We start from the raw sequence: 23,476 nt of genomic DNA on the forward strand, positions 1-23,476 counted from the left end.
AGAAGGACGGTCTCCGCGATGACCACGGGCAGTTCCAGCGCGAGCAGATCCACCTCCGACGGCATCAGCACCTATCTCGGCCAGGAGCGCGCCCTGCGCGCCGACCGCCTCGGCACGGGGGGCCTGCTGCTCTCCGTGCTCGCCGCGACCGCTCCCCTCATGGTGGTCGCGGGTGTCATGCCCACCACATTCGCGGTGATGGGCATCGTCGGGCAGCCGCTGCTGTTCGTCGCCCTCGGCGTGGTCCTGATCCTGTTCAGCGTCGGATACGCCGAGATGAGCCGGCACGTCCACAACGCCGGTGCCTTCTACGCCTACATCTCCCGCGGCCTCGGCGGCACCGCCGGAGCCGGCGCGGCCCTGGTGGCGCTGGTCGCCTACAACGCCCTCCAGGTGGGCATCTACGGCATCTTCGGCTTCGAGGTCTCCGGGCTCCTGGACAAGTACGCCGACGCGACGGTCGCCTGGTGGATACCGTCGCTGGCGGCCCTCGTGGTCGTCGGCCTGCTGGGCTGGCTGAAGATCGACGTCAACGCGCGCGTGCTCGGCGTGCTGCTGGTCATCGAGGTGATCCTGGTGGTCATCTTCGACGTCGCGGCGATCGGCGACCCCGCGGCGGAGGGCCTGTCGCTGCACGCCTTCAACCCGGACACGCTCAGCGGCGCGGGCGTCGGCACCGCGCTGTGCTTCTGCATCGCGGCCTTCCTCGGCTTCGAGCAGGCGCCCGTGTACGCGGAGGAGACCAGCCGGCCGCACATCCTGGTGCCGCGCGTGATGTTCTACGCCGTCGGCGGCGTCGCCGTCTTCTTCGCCCTCAGCAGCTGGGCGCTGTCCGTGGCCGCCGGACCCTCGAAGGTCGTCGGCGTGGCGCAGAAGGAGAGCGCCGGCATGCTCTTCTCGCTGACCGACTCCCGGCTCGGCCCGGCCTTCACCGACGTCCTGCACGTCCTGTTCGTGACCGGCATGTTCGCGGCCATGCTCAGCTTCCACAACGTCGTCGCCCGCTACACCTTCGCCATGGGCCGCGAGGGCCTGCTCCCGCGCGCCTTCGGCCGGACCACCGGCTCCAGCGGCGCCCCCGGCACCGGCTCCCTGCTGCAGACGGCCGTGGCGGCGGTGGTCGTGATCGTCTTCGCGGTGACCGACGACAGGCCCACCGGGGACCCGACCGCGCCCGTGCTGCACCTGTTCACCTGGTTCGGCAACATCGGCGCCCTCGGCGTGATCCTGCTGATGGCGGCCGCCTCGGCGTCGGTCATCGTCTTCTTCGCCCGGCGGGGGGCCGCCGGCGCCCAGTCCTGGCGTCTGGTCACCTCCGGGCTCGCCGGCGCCGCGCTGCTGGTCATCGCCGGCTACACGGTCAAGGACTTCGACGTCCTGGTCGGCACCGGCCCCGGCTCGGCGCTGAGCCGGCTGCTGCCCGGCATCATCGGGCTCGCCCTGGTGGTGGGCCTGGCCCAGGGACTGTGGCTGCGCTTCCGCTCGCCCGAGGCGCACGCCCGCATCGGGCTCGGCAACGAGGCGTTCCAGCTGGACAAGGCGGCGCGGGAGACGCCGTAGGGCATCGCCGGCTTCTCGGGAACCGGCGCGCCGGTTCCCGAGAAGCCGGTAAGAAGATGACGGAATCCTGACGAGCACCCGCGATCCCTGGCTCCGCCGGGGCCGCGGGTGTTCGAATGGACCCGTGAACTCCGAACAGCCCGAGGAGCCCGGCGAGCCGCGGCCCTCGGCGGAACGCGGTACTCCGATCGGCCGCCGGGTCCTGCTCGGCACCCTCGGCCTCGGTGCCCTCGGCGTGGTGGCCGCGCCCGGGCTGCAGCGCGCGCTCGAAGGCTTCCTCGGCGCCGCGGCCGACAAGGACCCCACCGGTCTGACCGGTCTGCTGCCCAACGGCGGCGGCTTCCGCTACTACTCCGTCGCCTCCTCCGTGCCGCACAAGGACGCCTCGGACTACCGCCTCACCGTCGACGGCCTGGTGGACCGCCCGAAGACGTACACGCTCGACGACCTGCGTGCCCTGCCGCAGACCAAGCTGGTCAAGGACGTCCAGTGCGTCACCGGCTGGCGGGTCCCCGGCACCCCCTTCGAAGGCGTGCGCCTGTCCCGGCTGCTGGACGCCGCCGGGGTGCACGGCTCGGCGGGCGCCGTCCGCTTCCGCTGCTTCGACGGCACGTACACCGAGAGCCTCACCCTCGACCAGGCGCGCCGCTCCGACGTCCTGGTGGCGCTGCGCATGCAGGACAAGGACATCGGCCACGCCCACGGCGGGCCGGTGCGCCTGTACGTGGCGCCGATGTACTTCTACAAGTCCGCCAAGTGGCTCTCCGGGATCACCGTCACCCAGCACGTGCAGCCTGGCTACTGGGAGCGCCTCGGCTACGACGTCGACGCCTGGGTCGGCCGTTCGAACGGACGTGACGATGCCCCTACGAGCTGACGCGCACACCCCGCCGGCCGCCGAGATCCGCCGGTTCGGGCCCGCGCAGCGCTGGGTGCACCGCACGACGGCCGCGCTGATGGGCGTGTGCGTGGTGACGGCGGCCTTCCTGTACATCCCGCAGCTGGCCGAACTGGTCGGCCGGCGCGAGCTGGTGGTCCGCATCCACGAGTGCGCCGGGCTCGCCCTGCCCGTGCCGGTCCTGGTGGGCCTGTTCTCCCGCCACTTCCGCGCGGACCTCGGGCACCTGAACCGCTTCGGGCCGCACGACAAGGTCTGGCTGCGCGCGGCCCTGCGCCGCGACAAGCGCCGCTCCTCGCGGCCGGCGGCCAAGTTCAACGCCGGGCAGAAGATCTACGCGGCCTGGATCGCCGGCGCGTCGCTGGTGATGCTGGGCACGGGCCTGATCATGTGGTTCACCCATCTCACCCCGATCATGTGGCGCACCAGCGCGACCTTCGTCCACGACTGGCTGGCGCTGACCATCGGGATCGTGCTCGCCGGGCACATCGGCATGGCGATCGGGGACCCGCAGGCCCGCAGCGGGCTACGGACCGGACGGGTCGACCGGGAGTGGGCCGAGCGTGAGCACCCCCTGTGGCGTCCCTGACGGCGCGCTCGCGGACGGCACCACGGCGGGCGCGGCGACGGTGAAGGCGTCCGGCAGCCGCACCTGCGTACCGCCGTACCGGACGACCACGTCGACCGCCTGAGGAGAGGCGTCCAGGGACGGCACCACGGCCGACAGCACCAGTCGGTCACCCGACCGGGACCGCGGCACGAGCGGCCCGGGCAGCAGCTGCCCGCCGATGGACAGGCTCCCGAACCGCAGCAGTTCGCTCTGGTCGAAGAAGGTGTCGCGCAGTTCGACGGCGACCGTGTCGCCCGGCCGCACCGTGCCGTCGTCGCCGGTGCCGACGCCGGCGATCCCGTAGGCGCACGCGGGAGAGGCGCCCGCGGAGGCCGTCAGCCGCACGGTGTCGCCCGGACGGCGCCGGTGGAGGTCCAGCAGCCCGCCGAGCACGGCGTAGGCGGCCCGGCCCTTGCAGGTGCGCAGCTTCCCCGCCAGGTCGGCGTGGTCCTTGCCCACCGTGTTCCAGCCGCCGCCCCGGCCCTGCGCGGCCAGGCACCCGGTGGCGAGGGCGCGCAGCACCCGCCACTCGGGGTCGGCGGACGCCCTCGGGATCACGTCGAGCGCGGCCCGGCAGCGGTGCGGGTCGCGCAGCAGGTCGTAGACGCTCGACGGATCGGGAACCGCGTCGGCGTCGGGCGAGACGGGACCGGGCGGGAGCCAGTCGGGGCTCACGAGCAGCCTGTCGGCGGAGGCGGGCGTGGGCGAGGAGCGGTCGGGAGGCGGTGCGGTGGCCGTCATGGTGTGGCCCGGAGTGCTCGGGGCCACGGTGCCGGCCGCCTCGCCCGCGGGTGACCGGCGCGGGGCGGACGACGAGGGAGCCGCGAGGGAACGGGCGCTCGGCGACGGGCCGGCCGTCACGATTCCGGTGCCCCCGCCTCCTTCGTCCGGCGCGCCCCGTCCGTCACCGGTGAAGGCCGCGGCGGCCACCGCCACCGCTCCGACCACGAGCAGCCCCGAGATACGCATCCCGAGGGAAACCGCCATGACACCCCCCGACCCGGACGAGTCCCGCCCCCGCACACCCCCGACACGCACGACCCCCGGACGCCCGGGTCCAGGGGTCTTCCCATCATCGGGCCGGCGGCGCCGCCGGGGAAGGCGTCTTCCACCGATCCTCCGCGGCGAATCAGCCGCCGAAGTCCAGCAGCACCTTGCAGGAACGGCCGCGGTCCGCCGCGAGGGCGAACGCCGACTCGGCCTCGGTCACCGGGACCACCGCGCTGACCAGCCCGTCGAAGGCGGGCCGCGCCGCGAGCAGAGGCAGCGCCTCGTCGAACTCGGTGTCGAAGCGGAGCGCGCCCCGCAGCTCGATCTCCCGGCTCACGACGAGGTTCCCGGCGAACGGGGTCGGGCCCGGCGGCAGCATGCCCAGCTGCACCACGACCCCGCCGCGCCGCACCAGGCGCAGACATGTGTCGAGGCCGGCCGCCGCCCCGGACGCCTCCACGGCGACGTCCACCTCGTGCGCCCCGGACGGCCACCCGGCGTCGGCGGGATCGTCGGCGCGTACGACGGTGTCGGCACCCGCGACCCGCGCGTACTCCAACGCCGCCGGAAGGAGGTCGGTGACCGTGATCCGGGCGGCGCCGGCCGCCCTGGCCGCGGCGACGACCAGGCAGCCGATGGGGCCGGCACCGGTGACCAGGACGTGCCGGCCCGCCACCGCCCCGGCCCGCCGCACCGCGTGCAGGGCGACGGACAGCGGCTCGGCGAGCGCGGCCCGCCGCAGCTCCAGGCCCGCCGGGAGGGGCCTCAACTGGCCGGCGGGGACGACGATCCGGGCCGCGAAGCCGCCCTGTACGTGCGGGAGGCGTGCGGCGCTGCCCAGGTACCGGGTGTCACGGCAGATGTGCCGGCGCCCGTCGGCGCACTCCGGGCAGCGACCGCACGGGGTCGCCGGGTGCACCGCGACCGCCGTGCCGGCGGCCGGCGCCGACGGGGCCGGGGAGCCGTAGGAGAGGACCGTTCCGACCACCTCGTGCCCGAGCAGCATGGGCTCCTTCAGCAGGAAGTCGCCGACACCGCCGTGCCGCCAGTAGTGCAGGTCGGAGCCGCAGACGCCGCCGTAGCGGACGGCGACGAGCGCCTCGCCGGGCCCGGGCTCCGGGACCGGCAGCTCCTCGACGCGCAGGTCGCCCCGGCCGTGGATCACACAGCCGAGCGCCCGCGGCCCCGTGGCCGGCCCCCTCACAGGACGCTCGTCATTCCGCCGTCGACGTACAGGATCTGCCCGCTGACGAAGTCCGCGGCGGGCGAGGCCAGGAACAGCACCCCGCCCACCAGGTCCTCCGTGCGGCCCCAGCGGCCGGCGGGCGTGCGGCGGCGCACCCAGGCGCTGAACTCCTCGTCCTGGACGAGGGCCCGGGTCAGCTCGGTCTCGATGTAGCCGGGGCCGAGGCCGTTGACCTGGACGCCGTGCGGGCCCCAGTCGGCGCACATCCCCTTGGTGAGCATCTTCAGGGCGCCCTTGGCGGCCGCGTAGGGCGCGATGCCGGGGCGGGCCACCTCGCTCTGCAGCGAGCAGATGTTGACGATCTTGCCGTGGCCGCGCTCCGTCATCCTGCGGGCCGCCTCACGGCCGACCAGGAACGCGCTGGTGAGGTTGGTGTCCAGCACGCGGTGCCAGTCGGCGTCCGTGAACTCCAGGAGCGGGGCGCGCAGTTGCATGCCCGCGTTGTTGACCAGGATGTCCAGCGGGCCGACCCGCTGTTCGACGTCCGCGATCCCGGCGGCCACGGACGCACCGTCGGTCACGTCGAACGCGGCGGTGCGGACCTCGCCGGGCAGGTCCGCCGCCGCCTCGGTGAGGCGGCCGGCGTCCCGTCCGTTGAGGACCACCGTGCAGCCGGCCTCGGCCAGCCCGCGGGCCAGGGCGAACCCGATGCCGCGGCTGGAACCGGTGACCAGGGCCGTGCGGCCGCTGATGTCGAACAGCGGGTGAGTCATCCGCGTACTCCTAGATGATCAGTGACAGGAGCAGGACCAGGGCGCCCGCGACCACCGAGATGATCGTCTCCATGACGGACCAGGTCTTGACGGTCTCGCCGACGCTCAGTCCGAAGTACTCCTTCACCAGCCAGAATCCGGCGTCGTTGACATGGCTGAAGAACAGCGAGCCGGCGCCGACGGCGAGGACGAGCAGGGCGGCGTGCGTGGTCGACATGTCGGCCGCGAGCGGGGCCACCAGGCCGGCCGCCGAGACCGTCGCCACCGTCGCCGAACCGGTCGCGAGACGGATGATCACCGCGATCAGCCAGCCCAGCAGCAGCGCCGGGATCGACCAGTTCTTGGAGACGTCCAGGATCATCTGGCCCACGCCCGAGTCGATGAGCGTCTGCTTGAAGCCGCCGCCCGCGGCGACGATCAGCAGGATGCCCGCGATGGGCATCAGGCCCGTCTCGACGGTGTCCCTGATCCGCTCCCTGGTGAACCCGGCGGCCCGGCCCAGCGTGAACATGCCGACGATCACGGCGGCGAGCAGCGCGATCAGCGGGTTGCCGATGACGTCGAAGACGCGCTGGGTGAGGTTCGCCGGGTCGTCCACGGCGATGTCGACGAGAGCCTTGAGCAGCATCAGCACGACCGGCAGCAGCACGGTGGCCAGGGTGGCGCCGAAGTTCGGGCGCTTCTCCAGCTCCTCGGAGGCGCGCGGCGGCAGCATCCGGTCGGGGACCGGGACGTCCACCCAGCGGGCCGCGACCTTCGAGAACAGCGGACCGGCGATGATCACCGTCGGTATCGCCACGAGGATGCCGAGCGCCAGCGTGACGCCGAGGTTGGCCTTGAGCGCGGCGATGGCGACCAGCGGGCCGGGGTGGGGCGGGATCAGGCCGTGCATCACGGACAGGCCCGCGAGCGCCGGGATGCCGACGCGCATCAGGTTGTAGTTGCCGCGCCGGGCGACCATCAGCACGACCGGGATCAGCAGCACGATGCCGACCTCGAAGAACAGCGGCAGGCCGATCACCGAGGCGATCAGGACCATCGCCCACGGCATGGACCGCCCGCTCGACTTGGCGAGGATCGTGTCGACGATCTCGTCCGCGCCGCCGGAGTCGGCCAGCAGCTTGCCGAGGATCGAGCCGAGCGCGATCAGCACGCCCACGCTGGCGACCGTGGCGCCGAGTCCGGTGGTGAAGCTGACGATCACCTTGTCGAGGGGGGCTCCCGCGACGGCGCCGAGCACCAGCGAGCCGATCGTCAGGGAGAGGAAGGCATGCAACTTGAACCGGGTGATGAGCACGACGATGACGGCGATGCCCACCAGTACGGCGATGCCCAGCTGAGCATGGCCGGCCGAGGTGATAGGCGGAGGCGCGTCCGCTGCCAGCATCTCGACGCTGAGTCTGGTCACGGTGTTTCCCTTGCAGGTACGGGGATGGGGGACGTGGGTGTTACGCGGCCGGGTGGGGGAGGCCTTCCAGCGCCTTCGCGGCCCGTGCGGTGATCTCCTCGGGGCTCCCGGCGACGCTCACGGCGACGCCCGCCTCGTCCGGCTGGAGCGGTTCGAGCGTGGCGAACTGGGAGTCGAGCAGCGCCGTGGGCATGAAGTGGCCCTGCCGGTGCGACATCCGCTCCTCGACGAGGGCGCGGTCGCCGGTCAGATGGACGAAGACGACACCGGGGGCGGCGGCACGGAGCCGGTCGCGGTAGGCCCGCTTCAGCGCCGAGCTGCTGACCACTCCGCCGAGCCCGGCGCGTCCGTGCGCCCAGGCGCCGATGGCGTCGAGCCAGGGCCACCGGTCCTCGTCGCCGAGCGGAACTCCGGCCGACATCTTGCGGATGTTGGCCTCCGGGTGGAAGTCGTCGCCCTCGGCGTACGGGACGCCGAGCCTGGCCGCGAGAAGGGGACCGATGGTGGTCTTCCCGGTGCCTGCGACGCCCATCACCACGACGACATGGGGGGTGCTCATCGCTGCCTCACTGTCTGCTGTCTTCTCCGACACCTGGTGGCGACCTGATGTCGACGACACTGAAACCGATTAGGTACGACGAATTCAAGAGTCTGTGACAAATAAGTCTGACTTTTTGTTCCCGTGACCTGCCCCGTACGCTGAGTGCATGAGCACACCGGGCCGGGGGCTGCACGGCCATGTACTGGACTGCCTCGGGCCCGCGATCACCGCGGGCCAGTACCCTCCGGGCAGCGTTCTTCGCACCGACGAGCTGGCGCAGAACTTCGACGTGTCACGCTCCGTGATGCGGGAGGCCGTGCGGGTGCTCGAGTCCATGCACCTGGTCGAGTCGCGCCGCCGCGTGGGCGTGACCGTCCGCCCGAAGGCCGAGTGGAACGTCTACGACCCCCAGGTCATCCGCTGGCGGCTGGCCGGCGCCGACCGCCCCCGGCAGCTGCGCTCGCTCACCGTCCTGCGGTCGGCCGTCGAGCCGGTCGCCGCGGCCCTGGCCGCCCGGCACGCCTCCGCCGAGCAGTGCGCCGAGCTCACCGAGTGCGCGCTCGGCATGGTCGCCAACTCGCGGGGCCACCGGCTGGAGGCGTACCTCGTCCACGACATGGCCTTCCACCGGGTGATCCTCACGGCGTCGGGCAACGAGATGTTCGCGCGGCTCGGTGACGTCGTCGCCGAGGTCCTCGCGGGCCGCACCCACCACGAGGTCATGTTCGACGACCCCGACCCGGCCGCCGTCACCCTGCACGTCCAGGTCGCCGAGGCGGTCCGGGCGGGCGACGCGGCCCGCGCGGAGGAGCTGACCCGGGAGATCACGGTGGGCGCGCTCCAGGAACTGGACATCCTGGCCCCCTAGTGGGGTGCCTCGGCCGGGGAAGTGCCCGTCGCGTCGAGGACGTCTCCGGCCACGTACACCCACGCTCCGTCCACCCGCTCGAACCGGCTGCGCTCGTGCAGCGCGCCGCCCGCGAAGGACGCCCGAAACGTCACCGTGCCGGCCGAGTGGAACGCGGAGCCGTCGGCCGTCCCCAGGATCTCCAGGCCGCGCCAGCGCATCCCCGGGTCGAGGTCGAGCCGCGCTGGGCGGGTGCTCGGGTGCCAGGTCCGCAGCAGATACGGCTCGTTGAGCTTCACGAAGGCGCTGTAGCGCGAACGCATCAGCGCCTCGGCCGTCGGCGCCGCGGCCTCACCCCGGTGGAAGCGGCCGCAGCAGTCCTCGTACGGCTGAGCGAGACCGCACGGGCAGGCGGCGCGGTGAACCGGGGCGGAGCCGTGCTGCCGCCGGGACGGTGAGGTGCGTCGGGCCATGGGCGCCATTCTGCTGCACCGGGCGCCACGGGAGACCGGGGCCTACGCCGACTCGGCGTTGGTGGGCGGGTGGCTGGGACGCACCGGGATCTGCGTGGGCAGCGGCGGCAGCTCCGCGCCGTACGCCCAGGCCTCGAACAGGCTGTCCAGCGGCTCGTCCGCGAACCGGTTGACGTGGGCCGCGAAGGTCCTGGTCGTCACGGCCCCGTCCCGGTGCAGCACCGCCCAGCCGCGCAGCATGCGGAAGAACGCGTCGTCGCCCATCGCGCAGCGCACCGCGTGCAGGGTCAGCCCGCCCCGCTCGTAGAGCCGGTCGTCGAACATCGACTTGCGGCCCGGGTCGGCCAGCCGCAGGTCCTGCGGTCGCGCGGACAGCAACCGGTGTGCCAGGGCGGCGAGCTGCTGCGCGCTGCGCCCGCCGGAGCGCTCCGACCACAGCCACTCGGCGTACTTGGCGAACCCCTCGTTCAGCCAGATCTGCCGCCAGTCCGCGATGGAGACGCTGTTGCCGAACCACTGGTGCGCCAGCTCGTGCGCCACCAGCCGCTCCGAACCCCGCGCGCCGTCCACGTGGTTGGCGCCGAACAGCGACAACCCCTGCGCCTCGACGGGGACGTCGAGCTCCTCCTCGGTCACCACGACGGCGTACTCGCCGAACGGGTAGGGCCCGAACAGCTCCTGGAACAGGTCCATCATCTGCGGCTGCCGCGCGAAGTCCCGGGAGAACTGCGGCAGCAGATGCGCCGGGATGTGCCCGTGCTGCGGCACCCCGCCCGGCCCCGGATCGCCCAGCAGCACCGTCTGGTACTTGCCGATCGCGAGCCCCACCAGATAACTCGACGTCGGCGCCGGCTGCTCGTACACCCAGGTCGTCGTGGACGCCTTGGTCGTACGGGTCAGCAGCCGCCCGCCCGCCACCACGGCGTACGCCGACGGCGTGGTGATCGAGATCTGGTACGCGGCCTTGTCGGCGGGCCGGTCGTTGCACGGGTACCAGGACGGCGCCCCGATCGGCTGACTCGCCACCAGCGCCCCGTCCTCCAGCTCCTCCCAGCCGAGCCCGCCCCACGGGCTGCCCACCGGCCTGGGGTTGCCGGACCACTGCACCTCGACGGTGAAGGCGGCACCGGCCCGCACCGGCTTGGCGGGGCGCACCCGCAGCTTCCCGCCGCGGTGCGTGTAGTGCGGCTGCCGCCCGTCCACCCGGACCCGGCCGATCTTGAAGTCGGAGAGGTTCAGGAAGAACTCCGGCAGCGGCGACCGGCCCGCTATGGCGTTGATGCGGGCGGTCCCGGCCAGCCGGTTCGGGCCGGGGCGGTAGTCCAGCGTGAGTTCGTACCGGTGCACCCGGTACCGGGCGTCACCGTGGTCCGGGAAGTACGGGTCCGCACCCGCCTGCTGCTGAACTGCCACTGCCGCTTCTGCTCCCTGCGCCGTATCGCCACCCGCCTGTGCCGGTGCCTCGCACGCGGCAGGTCCCGCCTCCGGGCGCCCGCGCGGCTCGGAGTGACCCGCGCTCAGGGACGCCAGGCCTCGATCGGGTTGCCCAGCCAGCGGGTGTCGTCCGGGACGGACTCCGCTGCCATGACGAGCGACGCGGGGCCCAGGGTGGTGCGGGCCCCGACCGTGCTGCCGGGCAGCACGATCCCGCCAGGGCCCAGCGTGGCACCCTCACGGAGAACCACAGTATCCGTCCGCAAGATCCGGTCGTGGAAGAGGTGGGTCTGCAGGACGCAGCCGCGGTTCACGGTCGCCGCGTCCTGCAGGGTCACCAGATCGGTCTCCGGCAACCAGTAGCTCTCCACCCACACCCCCTTGCCGATCCTGGCGCCCAGGCCGCGCAGCCAGCCCGTCATCAGCGGCGTCCCCGGCACCAGGGCGGCGAGCCAGGGCACGGCGACGACCTCGACGAAGGTGTCCGCCAGCTCGTTGCGCCACACGAAGCCGCTCCACAGCGGGTGTTCACCCGTCCGGTGCCGGCCCACGAGCAGCCACTTCGCGAGGACCGAGACGCCGGCCGCCGCGCCGCCGGCCGCCAGCAGCACCAGCCCGGACAGCAGCGGGGCCCACGGCCCGAGCAGGCACAGCAGCGCCACCGTCGCCGCCGCGAGGGCTGCCGAGCAGAACACCGGCACGATCCGGCACAGCTCCACCAGACCGCGCGCCCACAGCAGCCGGGCCGGCGGGTCGTAGGTGCGGCTCCGGTCGCCGGACTCGGCGCTGCGCGGCAGCCTCACCGGCGGCAGCCCGAGGTAGGAACTGCCCTTCTTCGCCTTCTTCGGCGTGGCCGACAGCACCCCGACCAGACCGCCGTCCGGCACGCTGCGCCCCGGCGCCGTCATCCCCGAGTTCCCGAGGAACGCCCGCCGCCCGATCTCCGCGCGCCCGATCCGCATCCAGCCCCGGCCGAGCTCGTACGGCGCGGTCAGCGTGTCGTCGGCCAGGAACGCGCCCTCGCCGACCGTCGTCAGACTCGGCAGCGCGAGCACCGTGGAGACCTCGGCGCCGCGCCCGACGCGCATCCCGAGCAGCCGCAGCCACACCGGCGTGACCAGCCCGGCGTACAGCGGGAACAGCGTCTCGCGGGAGCGGTCCATCAGCTGCGTGACGGTCCAGGCCTGCCAGCCCGTCCGGCTGTGCGTCGGGTACGTGCCCTCGCGCAGCCCCAGGCTGAGCAGCCGTACGGAGACCAGGATCAGCAGCGCGTACGCCGCCCCGAAGGCCAGCGTCGCCGGAACCAGGGCGAGCGCGGCGCCCCGCACGGGCGCGGCCGGGTCGACGAGCGCACGCGCCACGAGGAACGCGGCGCCGCCCGCCAGCAGCGGCAGCGCGGAGAGCGCGAGGCCGGTCAGGCCGTACATCACCCGCCAGTAGGTGCCCCGCTGCGGGCGCTCCTTGGGCCATTGCCGCTTGGCCTTGCCGAGCTTGACCGCGGGCGCACCGGCCCAGCGCTGGCCGGTCGGGATCTGCCCGGTGACCGCCGAGCCCGGCGCCACCTCGGCGCGCTTGCCCACGCGGGCGCCCGGGAAGAGCATGCTGCGGGTGCCGACGGTGGCGTGCGCGCCGACCTTGACCGCGCCGATCTCCAGCCGGTCGCCGTCCAGCCAGTACCCGGACAGGTCGACCTCTGACTCCACGGCCGCGCCCCGGCCCAGCTTGAGCAGACCGGTGACCGGGGGCAGCGAGTGCAGGTCGACGTCCTGGCCGACCCTGGCGCCCAGCGCCCGCGCGTACCGCTCCAGCCAGGAGCCGGTCAGCGAGGTCGCCCCGCTGAACTCGGCCAGCCGCTCCGCGGTCCACAGCCGCAGGTGCACGGCGCCCCCGCGCGGGTACCGGCCGGGCGCGACGCCGCGCAGCAGCAGCCGCGCACCGCCCGCGGCGATCGCCAGCCGCCCGGGCGGGGTGAACAGCACGGCGGCACCGGCTGCGAGCAGCCACCAGGGGGCCGTCGGCAGCCACGCGTAGGCCGGCAGCAGATTCCCGGCCGCGGCGAGCGCGATCGTCCAGCGCAGGCCGAGCAGGGTGAACAGCGGGACCAGGAGCAGGAGCTGGATCACCTTGGCACGGACCGGCACCGGGGCGACGGCGCGCCGGGAGCCGTCGTCCGGCACCGACGCCTCGAGCCGGCGGGCCAGCTTGCGCAGGGTGGGCTGCTGGTAGATGTCGAGGACGGCCGCGCTCGGGTAGCGGGTGCGCAGCCTCGTGGTGAGCTGGGCGGCGGCCAGGCTGCCGCCGCCGATCGCGAAGAAGTCGTCGCGGGCCCCGGCCACGGGGATGCCGAGGACCTCCGTCCACTGCTCGGCCAGCCACGCCTCGGTGCCGTAGAGCCGCTCGGCGGGCCCGCCGGTCTCCAGCCCCTCCAGGGGCCAGGGCAGCGCGCCCCGGTCGACCTTGCCGCTGGTCCGTGTCGGCAGATCCTCGACCGGGGCCAGCAACGGGACGAGCGCGGCGGGCAGTTCGGCGCGCAGCTTCTCCACGGCGGCCGCCTGGTCCCAGCCGTCCTGGGTGACGACGTAGCCGACGAGGAGCTGGTTGCCGCTGCGCGCGGTGCGCACGGCGGCCGCGGCGCCCGCGACACCGGGCAGCGCCTGCAGGGCCGCGTCCACCTCGCCGAGCTCGATGCGGCGCCCGCCGAGCTTGATCTGCTCGTCGGCCCGCCCGAGGAAGACCAGGCCCTGCGGCTCGGCCCTGACCAGGTCACCGCTGCGGTACGCCCGCTCCCAGCCCAGGGACTCCAGCGGCGCGTACTTCTCCGCGTCCTTCGCGGCGTCGAGGTAGCGGGCCAGGCCGACCCCGCCGATCACCAGCTGCCCGCTGCCGCCCATCGGCACGGGCTCGCCGGCCTCGTCGACGACGGCCAGCTCGTAGCCGTCCAGCGGCAGCCCGATCCGCACGGGCTCCTCGCCGGACATCAGCGAGGCGCAGGCCACGACGGTCGCCTCGGTCGGCCCGTACGTGTTCCAGACCTCGCGCCCCTCGGTCACCAGCCGCTGCACCAGTTCGGGCGGGCAGGCCTCGCCGCCGAAGATCAGCAGACGTACGTCGTTGAGGGTCTCGGACTCCCAGAGGGAGGCGAGCGTCGGGACCGTGGACACCACGGTGATCTCCTGCTCGACCAGCCAGGGCCCGAGGTCGGCCCCGCTGCGGACCTGCGCGCGCGGCACCGGCACCAGACAGGCGCCGTACCGCCACGCCAGCCACATCTCCTCGCAGGAGGCGTCGAAGGCGACCGACAGTCCCGCCATGACCCTGTCACCGGGGCCGATCGGGTCGTCGGTCAGGAACAGCGCGGCCTCGGCGTCCACGAACGCCGCGGCGCTGCGGTGGCTGACGGCGACGCCCTTGGGTCTGCCGGTGGAGCCGGAGGTGAAGATGACCCACGCGTCGTGCTCGCCACCGGGCCGCGCGGCGGGCACGTCGCCGCGCCCGGTCACGGTCAGCTCGTGCCCGGCCCCGACCACGGCCCGCACCCCGGCCTCCCCGAACACCAGCTCGGCCCGCTCGTCGGGGTCCTCGGCGTCCACGGGGACGTAGGCCGCGCCCGCGGCGAGGACCGCCAGGACGGCCACGTAGAGGTCGTTGGTGCCGGAGGGGACGCGCACACCCACCCGGTCGCCGAGGCCGACCCCGGCCGCGGCGAGGCGTCCGCGCAGCCGCTCCACCTCGGCGGCCAGCGCACGGTAGGTGAGGCGCGTGGTGCCGTCGTCGAGGGCGAGCTCGTCCGGGCAGGAGCGCACCGAGGCGTCGAAGATGTCGACGAGTGTGCGCGGAGAGGCCGCCTGACCTCCCGAAAAGCGGGCGATGTCGCCGAACTGCTGGTCGATCTCCTCGTGGATCTCAGCGCTGAGCTCTTCGTCGAGCAGGCCGAGAGCGCTGCTCTCGTGTATGGCTGCCATCGGTCCTCGCGTCTCGATCCCGGAAGCCTCCGGGGCGCTGGCGGGCCCGCAGGTCTGCCTGGGGTTGTCCGGCTCCAGCTCCGTAACAAGCCGGAAATTTTAGTACGAACGCTAGGTTCGCCCCCGTGAATCGGCCACTCGGGCGGGCCGTCCGGGGGGTCACGAGGCCCCGACGGGGCTGCTGACCTGGTCGTCCTTTGGGGAAGGAGAGATGTCCCACACGACGAGTGAGGCCGCGACCCCGGGGGGTCACGGCCTCACTTCCGATGTGTCCGAGGGGGGACTTGAACCCCCACGCCCGATAAAGGGCACTAGCACCTCAAGCTAGCGCGTCTGCCATTCCGCCACCCGGACAAGGTGTCTGTCGTGCGCGGGTGCTGCCCGCGGCGACGAGAGAAACACTACCAGGCTTTGAAGGGGTCCCAGGTCACCCCCCGTCCGGCGTGAACGGCGTGTGACGGGCGGTGTCCGCCCTTGGGGGCCGAGCGGGCGCAGGGGGAGGATGAGGGGAACCACCAGCAGTGACAGCGGGAGGAAGCAGCGTGAGCGACACGGGCACGGCCAAGGGCGTCTCCGGCGAGGACGAGGTCGTGGACCTCTGCCGCGAGCTGATCCAGATCGACACCAGCAACTACGGCGACCACTCGGGTCCGGGGGAGCGCAAGGCGGCCGAGTACGTCGCCGGGAAGCTCGCCGAGGTCGGGCTCGAACCGGAGATCTTCGAATCGCATCCGGGCCGGGCCTCCACGGTGGCCCGCATCGAGGGCGAGGACCCCTCGCGGCCCGCGCTCCTCATCCACGGCCACCTCGACGTCGTCCCGGCCAACGCCGACGACTGGACCCACCACCCCTTCTCCGGCGAGGTCGCCGACGGGTGCGTGTGGGGCCGCGGCGCCGTCGACATGAAGGACATGGACGCCATGACCCTGGCGGTCGTACGCGACCGGCTGCGCAGCGGCCGCAGGCCCCCGCGCGACATCGTCCTGGCCTTCCTCGCCGACGAGGAGGCGGGCGGCACGTACGGCGCCAAGCACCTGGTCGACCGGCATCCCGGCCTGTTCGAGGGCGTCACCGAGGCGATCAGCGAGGTGGGCGGCTTCTCCTTCACGGTCAGCGAGCAGCGGCGGCTCTATCTGATCCAGACGGCCGAGAAGGGCATGCACTGGATGAAGCTGACGGTGGCCGGCACCGCCGGGCACGGGTCGATGATCCACCGGGACAACGCGATCACCGAGCTGTCGGAGGCGGTCGCGCGGCTGGGCCGGCACAGGTTCCCGGTCCGCGTCACCAGGACGACCCGGGCCTTCCTCGACGAACTCGGCGACGCGCTCGGCACCGAGCTGGACCCGGAGGACATGGAGTCCACGCTGGCCAGGCTCGGCGGCATCGCCAAGCTCATCGGCGCGACCCTGAGCAACACGGCCAACCCCACCCAGCTGGGAGCGGGCTACAAGGTCAACGTCATCCCGGGTGAGGCCACCGCCCACGTCGACGGCCGCTTCCTGCCCGGCTTCGAGGAGGAGTTCCTCACCGACCTCGACACGGTCCTGGGGCCCAAGGTGAAGCGCGAGGACGTGCACGCCGACAAGGCCGTCGAGACGACCTTCGACGGGGCGCTGGTGGAGGCCATGCAGTCCGCGCTGGTGGCCGAGGACCCGGCCGCCAAGGCGATCCCGTACATGCTCTCCGGCGGCACGGACGCCAAGTCCTTCGACGACCTGGGCATCCGCGGCTTCGGCTTCGCACCGCTCAAGCTGCCCCCGGAGCTGGACTTCGCCGGCATGTTCCACGGGGTCGACGAGCGGGTGCCGGTCGACGGCCTGCGGTTCGGCGTGCGCGTGCTCGACCGGTTCATCGACGCGTCGTGACCTTCGTAATCGGCAGCGCGTACGGGGCCGGACCGGGACGAGTGAATGCGACGATCAGCTCGTAGCTCCATTACTCCCTCCTCGTTACAGGTAGTGCGATCAGCGACACGGGATCGCATTGCCAACAAGGAGGAAGTAATGATCAAGAAGGTCGTCGCTGCTGCGGCTGCCACTGGTGGTCTGGTTCTCGCGGGTGCGGGCCTGGCCGTCGCCGACTCCGGTGCTCAGGGTGCGGCGGTGCACTCCCCGGGCATCGTGTCCGGCAACGTCGTTCAGGTTCCGGTGCACGTCCCGGTGAACGTCTGCGGCAACACGGTCTCCGTGATCGGGCTGCTGAACCCCGCCTTCGGCAACACCTGCACCAACAAGTGACGTCGATCCGCTGAGGATCGTGTCCGCCGTCGGCTCCGGAGCGCGCGCCATGCGCTCCGGGGCCGACCGGCTGTTGCCGTGGATTTCTTCGAACGATTTCGCGGGACGCGCGAGATTCCAGGTCAGGATCGAAGGCAGGGAGAATTCAGCAATGCGACAGGTCACCCGCAAGGGCCTGATGACCGTGGCGGCCGCGACCGGCGTGCTCGCCGCGGCGGGCGGCTACGCCCACGCCGACTCGGGCGCGAGCGGCTCCAGTTCCAACTCGCCGGGCGTCCTGTCCGGCAACACCGTGCAGGCCCCGGTGCACGTGCCGGTGAACGTCTGCGGCAACACGGTGGACGTCGTCGGGATCCTCAACCCGGCGGTGGGCAACTCCTGCGCCAATGAAGGCGGCGGCAACGGCTCCTCCGGGGCGCACGGCGGCTCGCACGCCGGCGGGCGTGCCGCCGACTCACCCGGTGTGGGCTCCGGCAACCACGTCCAGGTGCCGGTCGACGTGCCGGTGAACGTCTGCGGGAACAGCGTGAACGTCGTCGGCGTCGGCAACGCCGTGAAGGACGACGACTGCTCCAACGGCGGTTCGGGCGGCAGGCACAAGACGCCTCCCGGCGGTGGGCACCAGACGCCTCCCGGCCACCCGGGAAGCCCGGGTCATCCGGGTCACCCTGGTCATCCGGGTCACCCTGGTCATCCGGGTCACCCTGGTCATCCGGGTCACCCCGGTCATCCGGGTCACCCCGGTCACCCCGGTCACCCGGGCAACCCCTCGCACCCCGGCACTCCGAGCACTCCGCCGAAGACCGGCGGCTCCACGCCGGGCGGCTCCACACCCGGCGGCTCCACGCACGTCAACCACCCGGGCACCGAGACGGTCGGCGCTCCCCGGGCCGGTGCGCAGCTCGCGCACACGGGCGGCGACCTGCCGATCGGCGTCGTGCTCCCGGTGGGCGCGGGTGCGCTGCTGGCCGGCGCGGTCATGTACCGCAAGGCACGTGCCTCGGTCTGAACCGGCGCAAGCATCCATGAAGCACCGCGAACTTCCCCGACGGTGCGCAGAACGGAGCGGGCCCCGTGCGTGCGGGGCCCGCTCCGTCGCGTCCTGGGCCTCAGCTCACCACGTGGCGCGCGCCTGGCGGATGATCCGCCGGCGCAACCGCACTCTGCGGCTGCCGTCGCGCAGCAGGCTCAGACGGTCCAACTCCCAGTGTCCGTACTCGGCATGGTCCGTCAGCAGGCGTGTGGCGTCCTTGCGGGAGACCCCGCGCGGTACGTACACGTCGACAAATTCGTATTCCGGCATCGCATCTATTGTGCGGGCTGGGGCCCGGTACGGATAGCGTCTGCACTATGTCTGATGCTGCGCAGCCCACCGCTGCCGAGGTACGAGCCGCCGCCGAGGCGGTCAAGACCGCGCTCGACCGCCACCTGGCCGCGGTCGAACGCAGGTCCGGGGAGGACGACCCGGCCGTCTACGAGGCGTTCAACGAGCTCGCCGCCGCCGCCGAGACGTACGACGAGCTGCTCTACGACCGCTATGACGAGGTCACGCCCTTCGAGATCCCCGGGGCGGAGGACGCGCTGCCGCCGTACACCGGTCCCGAGGAGCCGAACGCCCTGAGCGTGCTCATCCGCCGCGACTACGCGGTGGCGGAGCCGCAGCGGCTGCTGGCACAGGCACAGCGGGTGGAGGCGGCGGACTCCGACGACTCCCGGAGCACCGGCGCGGAGGCCTCGGCGACCGTGCACGGCGCGCTGGGCATCCTCTTCGGCGAGTTCGAACCGGACGAGATCGCCTCGCGGCACAAGGAGTTCGGGCTGGAGGAGGGCGACTCCACACTCTGGGTGACGGCCACGGACGAACCCGCCGAGCCCGGTGAGTGGCTGGAGGCGCCGTTCGAGCAGATCGATCCGCAGCGGGTGGTCTGCCGCTTCGACGTGAGCGCCGTCTTCGACGACGAGCTCGACGACGTGGGCCTGGAGGACGTGGACGACGAGGACCTCGAGGACGAACTCGACGCCGACCTGGACGGCGAGGACGACCTGGAGCCGCTCGACGCGGAGCGCTGACGCGGCACACCGGCCGGACGGCGGCGGTCGCGGGGAGACCCTGGGACCGCCGCCGTCGCCGTCCGTCCGGCGCGTCAGCCGGTGACCGGCGCCTGGGTCGCCAGCAGCAGCGGGAGACGGGTGGTGCGGGGCTTGGCCACGACCTCGGCCACCGCCCGGGGCAGCGCCTGCTCGACGCCGTGGACCACGGACAGGTGGCGCCCCGCCCTGCCGAACGCCGTGTAGACCCACGGACGGCTCAGGGCCTGCGCGGCGTCCCCGGGCAGTACCACGATCGCCGCGGGCCAGCGGTCGCCCACCGCCTGGTGCGCGGTCAGCGCCCACCCGTGCCGCACGGACTGCTCCACCCGCTCCTTCGGTACGACGACGGCAGTGCCCGCGCACGACAGGTGCAGCCCGTCGGTGTCGGCCTGCACCACGGTGCCCGCGACCGTGCGCCCGGGTGCGGGGGAGTAGGCGATCCGGTCGCCGGGGTCGAAGCCGCCGAAGCGGCCGGGGCCGGGGTTGAGGCGTTCCTTCAGCGCCGCGTTGAGCGCGCGCGTCCCCGCCGCGCCGCCGTGTCCAGGAGTGATCACCACGGTCTGCCCGGACGGGACGCCGATCGCCCGCGGCACCGAGTCCGCGACGAGCTGCACGGTCCGGTGCACGGCCTCTCGCGCGTCCCGCACGGGGACGATCACGACCTCCTTGCCGGGCGCCTCGACCTGCTGGAGCTCACCGATGCCCACGCCGGAGACCAGCTCGCCCAGAGGGCCCGGATCCGGCGTCCGGGAGGCGACCCGGGGGCAGACCCGCGTCCCCAGCAGATCGCCGAAGACCCGCCCGGGCCCGGCCGACCACAGCACCGCCGGGTCGCCGGCCAGCACCAGCCGGGCGCCGTCCGGGAGCGACTCGATCAGCAGGGCACCCGTCTCGACGTCCAGCTGGGGTGCGTCGAGCACGACGAGGAGGTCCAGGTCCAGCGCGCCGTCGGCGTCCCGGCCCGGGCCCTCGGCGCCGGAGAGCAGACCGGCGACGGTGGTGACGGGGGCGGTGCCGGGCTCGGGGCTCTCGTGCCCCTGCCCGGCCCACAGCGCCGCGAACCGGTCGCGGCCGCCCGCGGTGTGCGTGGCCGCCCAGACGCGCAGCCCGAGCCCGGCCGCCGACCGCAGGAGGGCCGCCGGCTCGGCCAGGGAGGCGTCCCCGCCGGTGTGCAGCACCAGGCCGTGGCCGGCGACCGCGCGCAGGAGCTCGGCGGTGGAGCCCTGCGCGGCGGCGGTGGCCTGCTCCCAGTCCTCGGCCGAACCGTCCTGCTTGGGCACCGAGTTGACGAGCCGGGCCAGGCCGTCGGCGAGGCTCTCCTCGGCGAGGGCGTACCGCTCCAGGCCGATCAGGATCCGGACCGGGCGCTCCCCGGCCTCCTCGCCCTCCTCGGCCGCCTGCGGCTCCGGCGCGGCCGGGTCGAGGGCGTCCTGGAAGACCAGCGCCTCGCCCTCCGCGACGGCGCTCTGCACGGCCGCGTCGGTGTCCGGCACACCCCGCTGGGCCAGCGCCGCGGTGAGCGCCGGCATCTCCAGGGCCGTGTGCCCGGCGAGCGCCGCCTGCTCCAGCAGCCAGCCTGTCAGGGCCCGGCCCCGCCGCTCGTCGTCCGGCCCGCACTCCGCGCCGAGCAGCGCCCGCGCGAAGCCGTCGGCCTGCTCGGGCCGCACCCCGCCCAGACGCAGCAGCAGCCAGGGATCGGCCCGCAGCCGGCCGTCCGCGTCCTCACCGAGTGCGGCGGCGGCCTGTACGGCGAGGGTCTCGGGGGCGCCGCCCTCGGCGAGGACGCGCGCCACCGCGCCGACCGCTTCCGGCGCGGGACCCGGGGCCGGTGCGGCGGCCGGTGCGGGCCGCGGCCGCCGCACCGGCTCGGGGGCGGGGCGGCGCGGAGCGGGCCCGGCCTCCTCGAAGACGGTGGCGGCCGGCTTCCGGCCGCTCTCCACGGCCCGCACGGCGGCCAGCAGATCGGCGGCCTTCCCGCTGAGCTTCGCCCCGCTGTCGACGCGGCCGGCCTTCTCGGCCTTGCGCCGCTCGATCCGCTCCCGCTCGACCCGCTGCGCCGCCAACTCGGCCTCGGCCTCGGACTTCTCGGTGGCGCCCTCGGCGCCGGCCGCCGCCTCCCCGGTGGCGTCCGCCCCCGGTGTCTCGTCCCGCGCAGCCGCGCCCGGCGTCCCCGGCTCGGCGTCCTCCGTGGTCTCGGGGTCCGTGCTCACAGCGTGCTCCAGTCGTGATCGGGATAGCGGTGCACGGGCGCCGACACGTCGTCGAGCGCCCGGCAGATCTCGTCAGGAAGACTAAGGGCCTCCACTGACAATGCCGCCGTGAGCTGCTGCGCGTTGCGCGGACCGATGACGGGGGCGGTCACGCCGGGCCGGTCGCGGATCCAGGCGAGGGCGACCTGAAGGGGTGTCACCGCGAGCCCGTCCGCCGCGGTCTGCACGGCGTCCACGATGCGGCTCGCCGTGTCGTCGAGGTACGGCGCGACGAAGGGGGCCAGGTGCTCCGAGGCGCCGCGCGAGTCGGGCGGCGTCGCGTCGCCCCGGTACTTGCCCGTCAGGACCCCGCGGCCCAGCGGTGACGACGGCAGCAGGCCGATGCCCAGGTCCAGCGCGGCCGGCAGCACCTCGCGCTCCACGCCGCGCTGCAGCAGCGAGTACTCCATCTGCGAACTCGCCAGCCGGGTCCGGGTCCCGGGAGCCGCGAGCTGCCACGTCGCCGCCTTCGCGAGCTGCCAGCCGCAGAAGTTGGCGACGCCCGCGTAGCGCGCGCGACCGCTGCTGACCGCCAGGTCGAGGGCGTGGAGCGTCTCGTCGAGCGGGGTGCAGGGGTCGAAGGCGTGGATGTGCCAGACGTCGACGTAGTCCGTGCCGAGGCGGGCGAGCGAGGCGTCCAGCGCGGAGAGCAGATGGCCGCGCGAGCCGTCGACGCGGCGGTCCGGGTCCGGCACGCTGCCGGCCTTCGTCGAGATCACCAGGTCCCGGCGCGGCACCAGGCCTTCTATGAGGCGTCCGAGGAGGTACTCGGCCTCCCCGTCGCCGTACACGTCCGCCGTGTCGACGAGGTTCCCGCCCGCCTCCCAGAACGACTTCAAGAGGTCCGCGGCGTCGTGCTCGTCGGTGTCCCTGCCCCAGGTGAGGGTGCCGAGTCCGATACGGGACACACGAAGACCGGTACGGCCGAGATGCCTCTGCTCCATGAACGCCGAGATTACTGGCCAGAACCTACGGTGTGGGGGCCTGTGGACAACCAGTTTCCACACGCTAGGGTCTGCCGAACAGGCACGTTACTGATGGGTAAGGGGATGCGGCATGCAGCTCGGGATCAACCTCGGCTACTGGGGTGCCGGAATGGACGCGGACAACCTCGCGGTCGCCAAGGAGGCGGACCGGCTCGGGTACGCCGTGTGCTGGGCCGCGGAGGCGTACGGGTCGGACGCGGCCACGGTGCTCACCTGGGTCGCGGCCCACACCGAGCGCATCGACATCGGCTCGGCCATCTTCCAGATCCCGGCCCGCCAGCCCGCCATGACCGCGATGACCGCGGCCACGCTGGACTCGCTCTCCGGCGGCCGGTTCCGCCTCGGCCTCGGCGTCTCCGGACCCCAGGTCTCCGAGGGCTGGTACGGCGTCAGGTTCGACAAGCCGCTGGCCCGCACGCGTGAGTACGTGGAGATCGTGCGCAAGGCGATGACGCGCGAGCGGCTGTCGTACGAGGGCGAGCACTGGACGCTGCCGCTGCCCGGCGGCCCGGGCAAGCCGATCAAGCTGACCGTGCACCCGCAGCGCGAGCACATCCCGCTCTACATCGCCGCGATCGGCCCGAAGAACCTCGAGCAGACCGGCGAGATCGCCGAGGGCGCCCTGCTGATCTTCCCCTCCGCCGCGCACCTGGAGGAGACCACGATCAAGCACCTGCGGGCCGGTCGCGAGAAGGCCGGAAAGACGATGGAGGGCTTCGACGTCCACCCGACGCTGCCGCTGGCCGTCGGTGCGGACAAGGACGTGGCCGCGCTGGCCGACGCCTTCCGCCCCTACACCGCGCTCTACGTGGGCGGCATGGGCAGCGCCAAGCAGAACTTCTACAACCGGCTCGCGCAGCGCATGGGCTTCGAGGCCGCCGCCGCCGAGGTCCAGGAGAAGTACCTCGCCGGCGACAAGCAGGGCGCCGCGGCCGCGGTCCCGCACGACCTGATCGACCAGACGACGCTGCTCGGCTCCGTGGACCGCATCGCGGACCGGATGAAGGAGTACGCCGCGGCCGGAGTCACCAGCCTGAGCCTGAACCCGGCGGGTTTCACGCTCGACGAGCGGCTCGCCTCGCTCCGCGCCGGCACCGAGGCCCTGGAGCGCGCCGGACTGGCGTGACACCGGCGCCGGGCGGGACGTTCCGCGCGGGAAGTGTTCTGCGGCCGTGGTGGGGGCTCGGGGGGTCTTCCCCGCCACGGCCGTCACCGTGCACAACGCGCC

At 73.4% G+C, this 23,476-nt stretch carries 20 protein-coding genes and 1 tRNA gene; 9 read left to right on the forward strand and 12 right to left on the reverse strand.

Features of this window, described 5'->3' with window-relative positions:
* Positions 1-18 precede the first annotated feature (18 nt).
* The 3 genes from ACIRPX_RS19415 to ACIRPX_RS19425 all read left to right on the forward strand — a co-directional run bounded on the left by ACIRPX_RS19415 (position 19) and on the right by ACIRPX_RS19425 (position 3,047).
* Positions 19-1,560, forward strand: coding sequence for an APC family permease (locus ACIRPX_RS19415; protein WP_404195735.1), 1,542 nt, complete (start codon positions 19-21; stop codon positions 1,558-1,560).
* Positions 1,561-1,684: 124 nt separating this feature from the next.
* Positions 1,685-2,437 (forward strand): molybdopterin-dependent oxidoreductase, encoded by a 753-nt coding sequence (locus ACIRPX_RS19420; RefSeq protein ID WP_404195738.1) that lies wholly within the window; start codon positions 1,685-1,687, stop codon positions 2,435-2,437.
* Positions 2,421-3,047: a cytochrome b/b6 domain-containing protein gene (locus tag ACIRPX_RS19425; RefSeq protein WP_404195740.1), complete on the forward strand. Its 627-nt coding sequence runs from the start codon at positions 2,421-2,423 to the stop codon at positions 3,045-3,047. The genes ACIRPX_RS19420 and ACIRPX_RS19425 overlap by 17 nt, the downstream gene beginning before the upstream one ends.
* Here the strand turns inward: ACIRPX_RS19425 and ACIRPX_RS19430 are convergent.
* The 5 genes from ACIRPX_RS19430 to ACIRPX_RS19450 all read right to left on the reverse strand — a co-directional run bounded on the left by ACIRPX_RS19430 (position 2,985) and on the right by ACIRPX_RS19450 (position 7,984).
* Positions 2,985-4,055 carry a hypothetical protein gene (locus ACIRPX_RS19430; RefSeq protein ID WP_404195743.1) on the reverse strand — a complete coding sequence of 357 codons (1,071 nt, stop codon included), beginning with the start codon at positions 4,053-4,055 and terminating at the stop codon, positions 2,985-2,987. The genes ACIRPX_RS19425 and ACIRPX_RS19430 overlap by 63 nt on opposite strands.
* A 142-nt stretch (positions 4,056-4,197) precedes the next feature.
* Positions 4,198-5,223, reverse strand: a complete 1,026-nt coding sequence (locus ACIRPX_RS19435) for an L-idonate 5-dehydrogenase (protein ID WP_404195746.1) — start codon at positions 5,221-5,223, stop codon at positions 4,198-4,200.
* 35 nt (positions 5,224-5,258) lie between these two features.
* A complete protein-coding gene (locus ACIRPX_RS19440) occupies positions 5,259-6,017 on the reverse strand; it encodes an SDR family oxidoreductase (protein ID WP_404195749.1) in 759 nt (252 codons plus the stop codon).
* Between the two features lie 10 nt (positions 6,018-6,027).
* Positions 6,028-7,425, reverse strand: coding sequence for a GntP family permease (locus tag ACIRPX_RS19445; protein WP_404195751.1), 1,398 nt, complete (start codon positions 7,423-7,425; stop codon positions 6,028-6,030).
* A 40-nt stretch (positions 7,426-7,465) separates the two neighbouring features.
* Positions 7,466-7,984, reverse strand: coding sequence for a gluconokinase (locus ACIRPX_RS19450; protein WP_404195753.1), 519 nt, complete (start codon positions 7,982-7,984; stop codon positions 7,466-7,468).
* A gap of 148 nt (positions 7,985-8,132) precedes the next feature.
* Between ACIRPX_RS19450 and ACIRPX_RS19455 the strand changes: the two genes are divergently transcribed.
* Positions 8,133-8,834: a FadR/GntR family transcriptional regulator gene (locus ACIRPX_RS19455; RefSeq protein ID WP_404195756.1), complete on the forward strand. Its 702-nt coding sequence runs from the start codon at positions 8,133-8,135 to the stop codon at positions 8,832-8,834.
* On the opposite strand, the gene ACIRPX_RS19460 is transcribed toward ACIRPX_RS19455, so the two are convergent.
* From ACIRPX_RS19460 to ACIRPX_RS19475, 4 genes are all read right to left on the reverse strand, one after another.
* Entirely contained in the window at positions 8,831-9,286 is a 456-nt protein-coding gene (locus ACIRPX_RS19460; protein ID WP_404195759.1) for a YchJ family protein, read from the reverse strand. The two genes, ACIRPX_RS19455 and ACIRPX_RS19460, sit on opposite strands and share 4 nt — an antisense overlap.
* Positions 9,287-9,328: 42 nt before the next feature.
* Positions 9,329-10,699, reverse strand: a complete 1,371-nt coding sequence (locus tag ACIRPX_RS19465; protein WP_404195761.1) for a M1 family metallopeptidase — start codon at positions 10,697-10,699, stop codon at positions 9,329-9,331.
* Between the two features lie 104 nt (positions 10,700-10,803).
* Positions 10,804-14,682: a Pls/PosA family non-ribosomal peptide synthetase gene (locus ACIRPX_RS19470; RefSeq protein ID WP_404195764.1), complete on the reverse strand. Its 3,879-nt coding sequence runs from the start codon at positions 14,680-14,682 to the stop codon at positions 10,804-10,806.
* Positions 14,683-14,951: 269 nt separating this feature from the next.
* Positions 14,952-15,036: transfer RNA gene (locus ACIRPX_RS19475), tRNA-Leu, on the reverse strand.
* Between the two features lie 188 nt (positions 15,037-15,224).
* Here ACIRPX_RS19475 and ACIRPX_RS19480 point away from each other — a divergent pair.
* The 3 genes from ACIRPX_RS19480 to ACIRPX_RS19490 all read left to right on the forward strand — a co-directional run bounded on the left by ACIRPX_RS19480 (position 15,225) and on the right by ACIRPX_RS19490 (position 17,931).
* Positions 15,225-16,550 (forward strand): M20/M25/M40 family metallo-hydrolase, encoded by a 1,326-nt coding sequence (locus tag ACIRPX_RS19480; protein ID WP_404195767.1) that lies wholly within the window; start codon positions 15,225-15,227, stop codon positions 16,548-16,550.
* A 138-nt stretch (positions 16,551-16,688) separates the two neighbouring features.
* The gene (gene chpH, locus ACIRPX_RS19485; protein ID WP_404195770.1) at positions 16,689-16,922 is read left to right on the forward strand and encodes a chaplin ChpH; all 234 of its coding nucleotides are present in this window, start codon (positions 16,689-16,691) and stop codon (positions 16,920-16,922) included.
* Positions 16,923-17,073: 151 nt separating this feature from the next.
* Complete coding sequence (locus tag ACIRPX_RS19490; protein ID WP_404195773.1) at positions 17,074-17,931, forward strand: chaplin; 858 nt, start codon at positions 17,074-17,076, stop codon at positions 17,929-17,931.
* A 105-nt stretch (positions 17,932-18,036) separates the two neighbouring features.
* Here the strand turns inward: ACIRPX_RS19490 and ACIRPX_RS19495 are convergent, their stop codons facing one another.
* Positions 18,037-18,225, reverse strand: coding sequence for a DUF5703 family protein (locus ACIRPX_RS19495; RefSeq protein ID WP_250077660.1), 189 nt, complete (start codon positions 18,223-18,225; stop codon positions 18,037-18,039).
* A gap of 47 nt (positions 18,226-18,272) precedes the next feature.
* Between ACIRPX_RS19495 and ACIRPX_RS19500 the strand changes: the two genes are divergently transcribed.
* Positions 18,273-18,992, forward strand: a complete 720-nt coding sequence (locus ACIRPX_RS19500; RefSeq protein WP_404195776.1) for a hypothetical protein — start codon at positions 18,273-18,275, stop codon at positions 18,990-18,992.
* 74 nt (positions 18,993-19,066) lie between these two features.
* On the opposite strand, the gene ACIRPX_RS19505 is transcribed toward ACIRPX_RS19500, so the two are convergent.
* On the reverse strand, positions 19,067-21,223 hold the full coding sequence (locus tag ACIRPX_RS19505; protein ID WP_404195778.1) for a helix-hairpin-helix domain-containing protein: 2,157 nt from the start codon (positions 21,221-21,223) through the stop codon (positions 19,067-19,069).
* Positions 21,220-22,206, reverse strand: coding sequence for an aldo/keto reductase (locus tag ACIRPX_RS19510; protein ID WP_404195781.1), 987 nt, complete (start codon positions 22,204-22,206; stop codon positions 21,220-21,222). Before ACIRPX_RS19510 ends, ACIRPX_RS19505 begins: the two co-directional genes overlap by 4 nt.
* Before the next feature lie 112 nt (positions 22,207-22,318).
* Here ACIRPX_RS19510 and ACIRPX_RS19515 point away from each other — a divergent pair, with 112 nt between their 5' ends.
* Positions 22,319-23,374: an LLM class F420-dependent oxidoreductase gene (locus tag ACIRPX_RS19515; RefSeq protein ID WP_404195783.1), complete on the forward strand. Its 1,056-nt coding sequence runs from the start codon at positions 22,319-22,321 to the stop codon at positions 23,372-23,374.
* Positions 23,375-23,476: the final 102 nt, after the last annotated feature.

The sequence above is a fragment of the Streptomyces sp. NPDC101225 genome, from assembly GCF_044767585.1.
In the GTDB taxonomy this organism is placed as follows: Bacteria; Actinomycetota; Actinomycetes; order Streptomycetales; family Streptomycetaceae; genus Streptomyces.

Coding starts and splice junctions, on each gene's coding strand:
- ACIRPX_RS19415 (WP_404195735.1), top strand. CDS start 19: ATGACCACGGGCAGTTCCAGCGCGAGCAGATCCACCTCCGACGGCATC.
- ACIRPX_RS19425 (WP_404195740.1), top strand. CDS start 2,421: ATGCCCCTACGAGCTGACGCGCACACCCCGCCGGCCGCCGAGATCCGC.
- ACIRPX_RS19430 (WP_404195743.1), bottom strand. CDS start 4,055: ATGGCGGTTTCCCTCGGGATGCGTATCTCGGGGCTGCTCGTGGTCGGA.
- ACIRPX_RS19440 (WP_404195749.1), bottom strand. CDS start 6,017: ATGACTCACCCGCTGTTCGACATCAGCGGCCGCACGGCCCTGGTCACC.
- ACIRPX_RS19450 (WP_404195753.1), bottom strand. CDS start 7,984: ATGAGCACCCCCCATGTCGTCGTGGTGATGGGCGTCGCAGGCACCGGG.
- ACIRPX_RS19455 (WP_404195756.1), top strand. CDS start 8,133: ATGAGCACACCGGGCCGGGGGCTGCACGGCCATGTACTGGACTGCCTC.
- ACIRPX_RS19460 (WP_404195759.1), bottom strand. CDS start 9,286: ATGGCCCGACGCACCTCACCGTCCCGGCGGCAGCACGGCTCCGCCCCG.
- ACIRPX_RS19470 (WP_404195764.1), bottom strand. CDS start 14,682: ATGGCAGCCATACACGAGAGCAGCGCTCTCGGCCTGCTCGACGAAGAG.
- chpH (WP_404195770.1), top strand. CDS start 16,689: ATGATCAAGAAGGTCGTCGCTGCTGCGGCTGCCACTGGTGGTCTGGTT.
- ACIRPX_RS19490 (WP_404195773.1), top strand. CDS start 17,074: ATGCGACAGGTCACCCGCAAGGGCCTGATGACCGTGGCGGCCGCGACC.
- ACIRPX_RS19495 (WP_250077660.1), bottom strand. CDS start 18,225: ATGCCGGAATACGAATTTGTCGACGTGTACGTACCGCGCGGGGTCTCC.
- ACIRPX_RS19500 (WP_404195776.1), top strand. CDS start 18,273: ATGTCTGATGCTGCGCAGCCCACCGCTGCCGAGGTACGAGCCGCCGCC.
- ACIRPX_RS19510 (WP_404195781.1), bottom strand. CDS start 22,206: ATGGAGCAGAGGCATCTCGGCCGTACCGGTCTTCGTGTGTCCCGTATC.
- ACIRPX_RS19515 (WP_404195783.1), top strand. CDS start 22,319: ATGCAGCTCGGGATCAACCTCGGCTACTGGGGTGCCGGAATGGACGCG.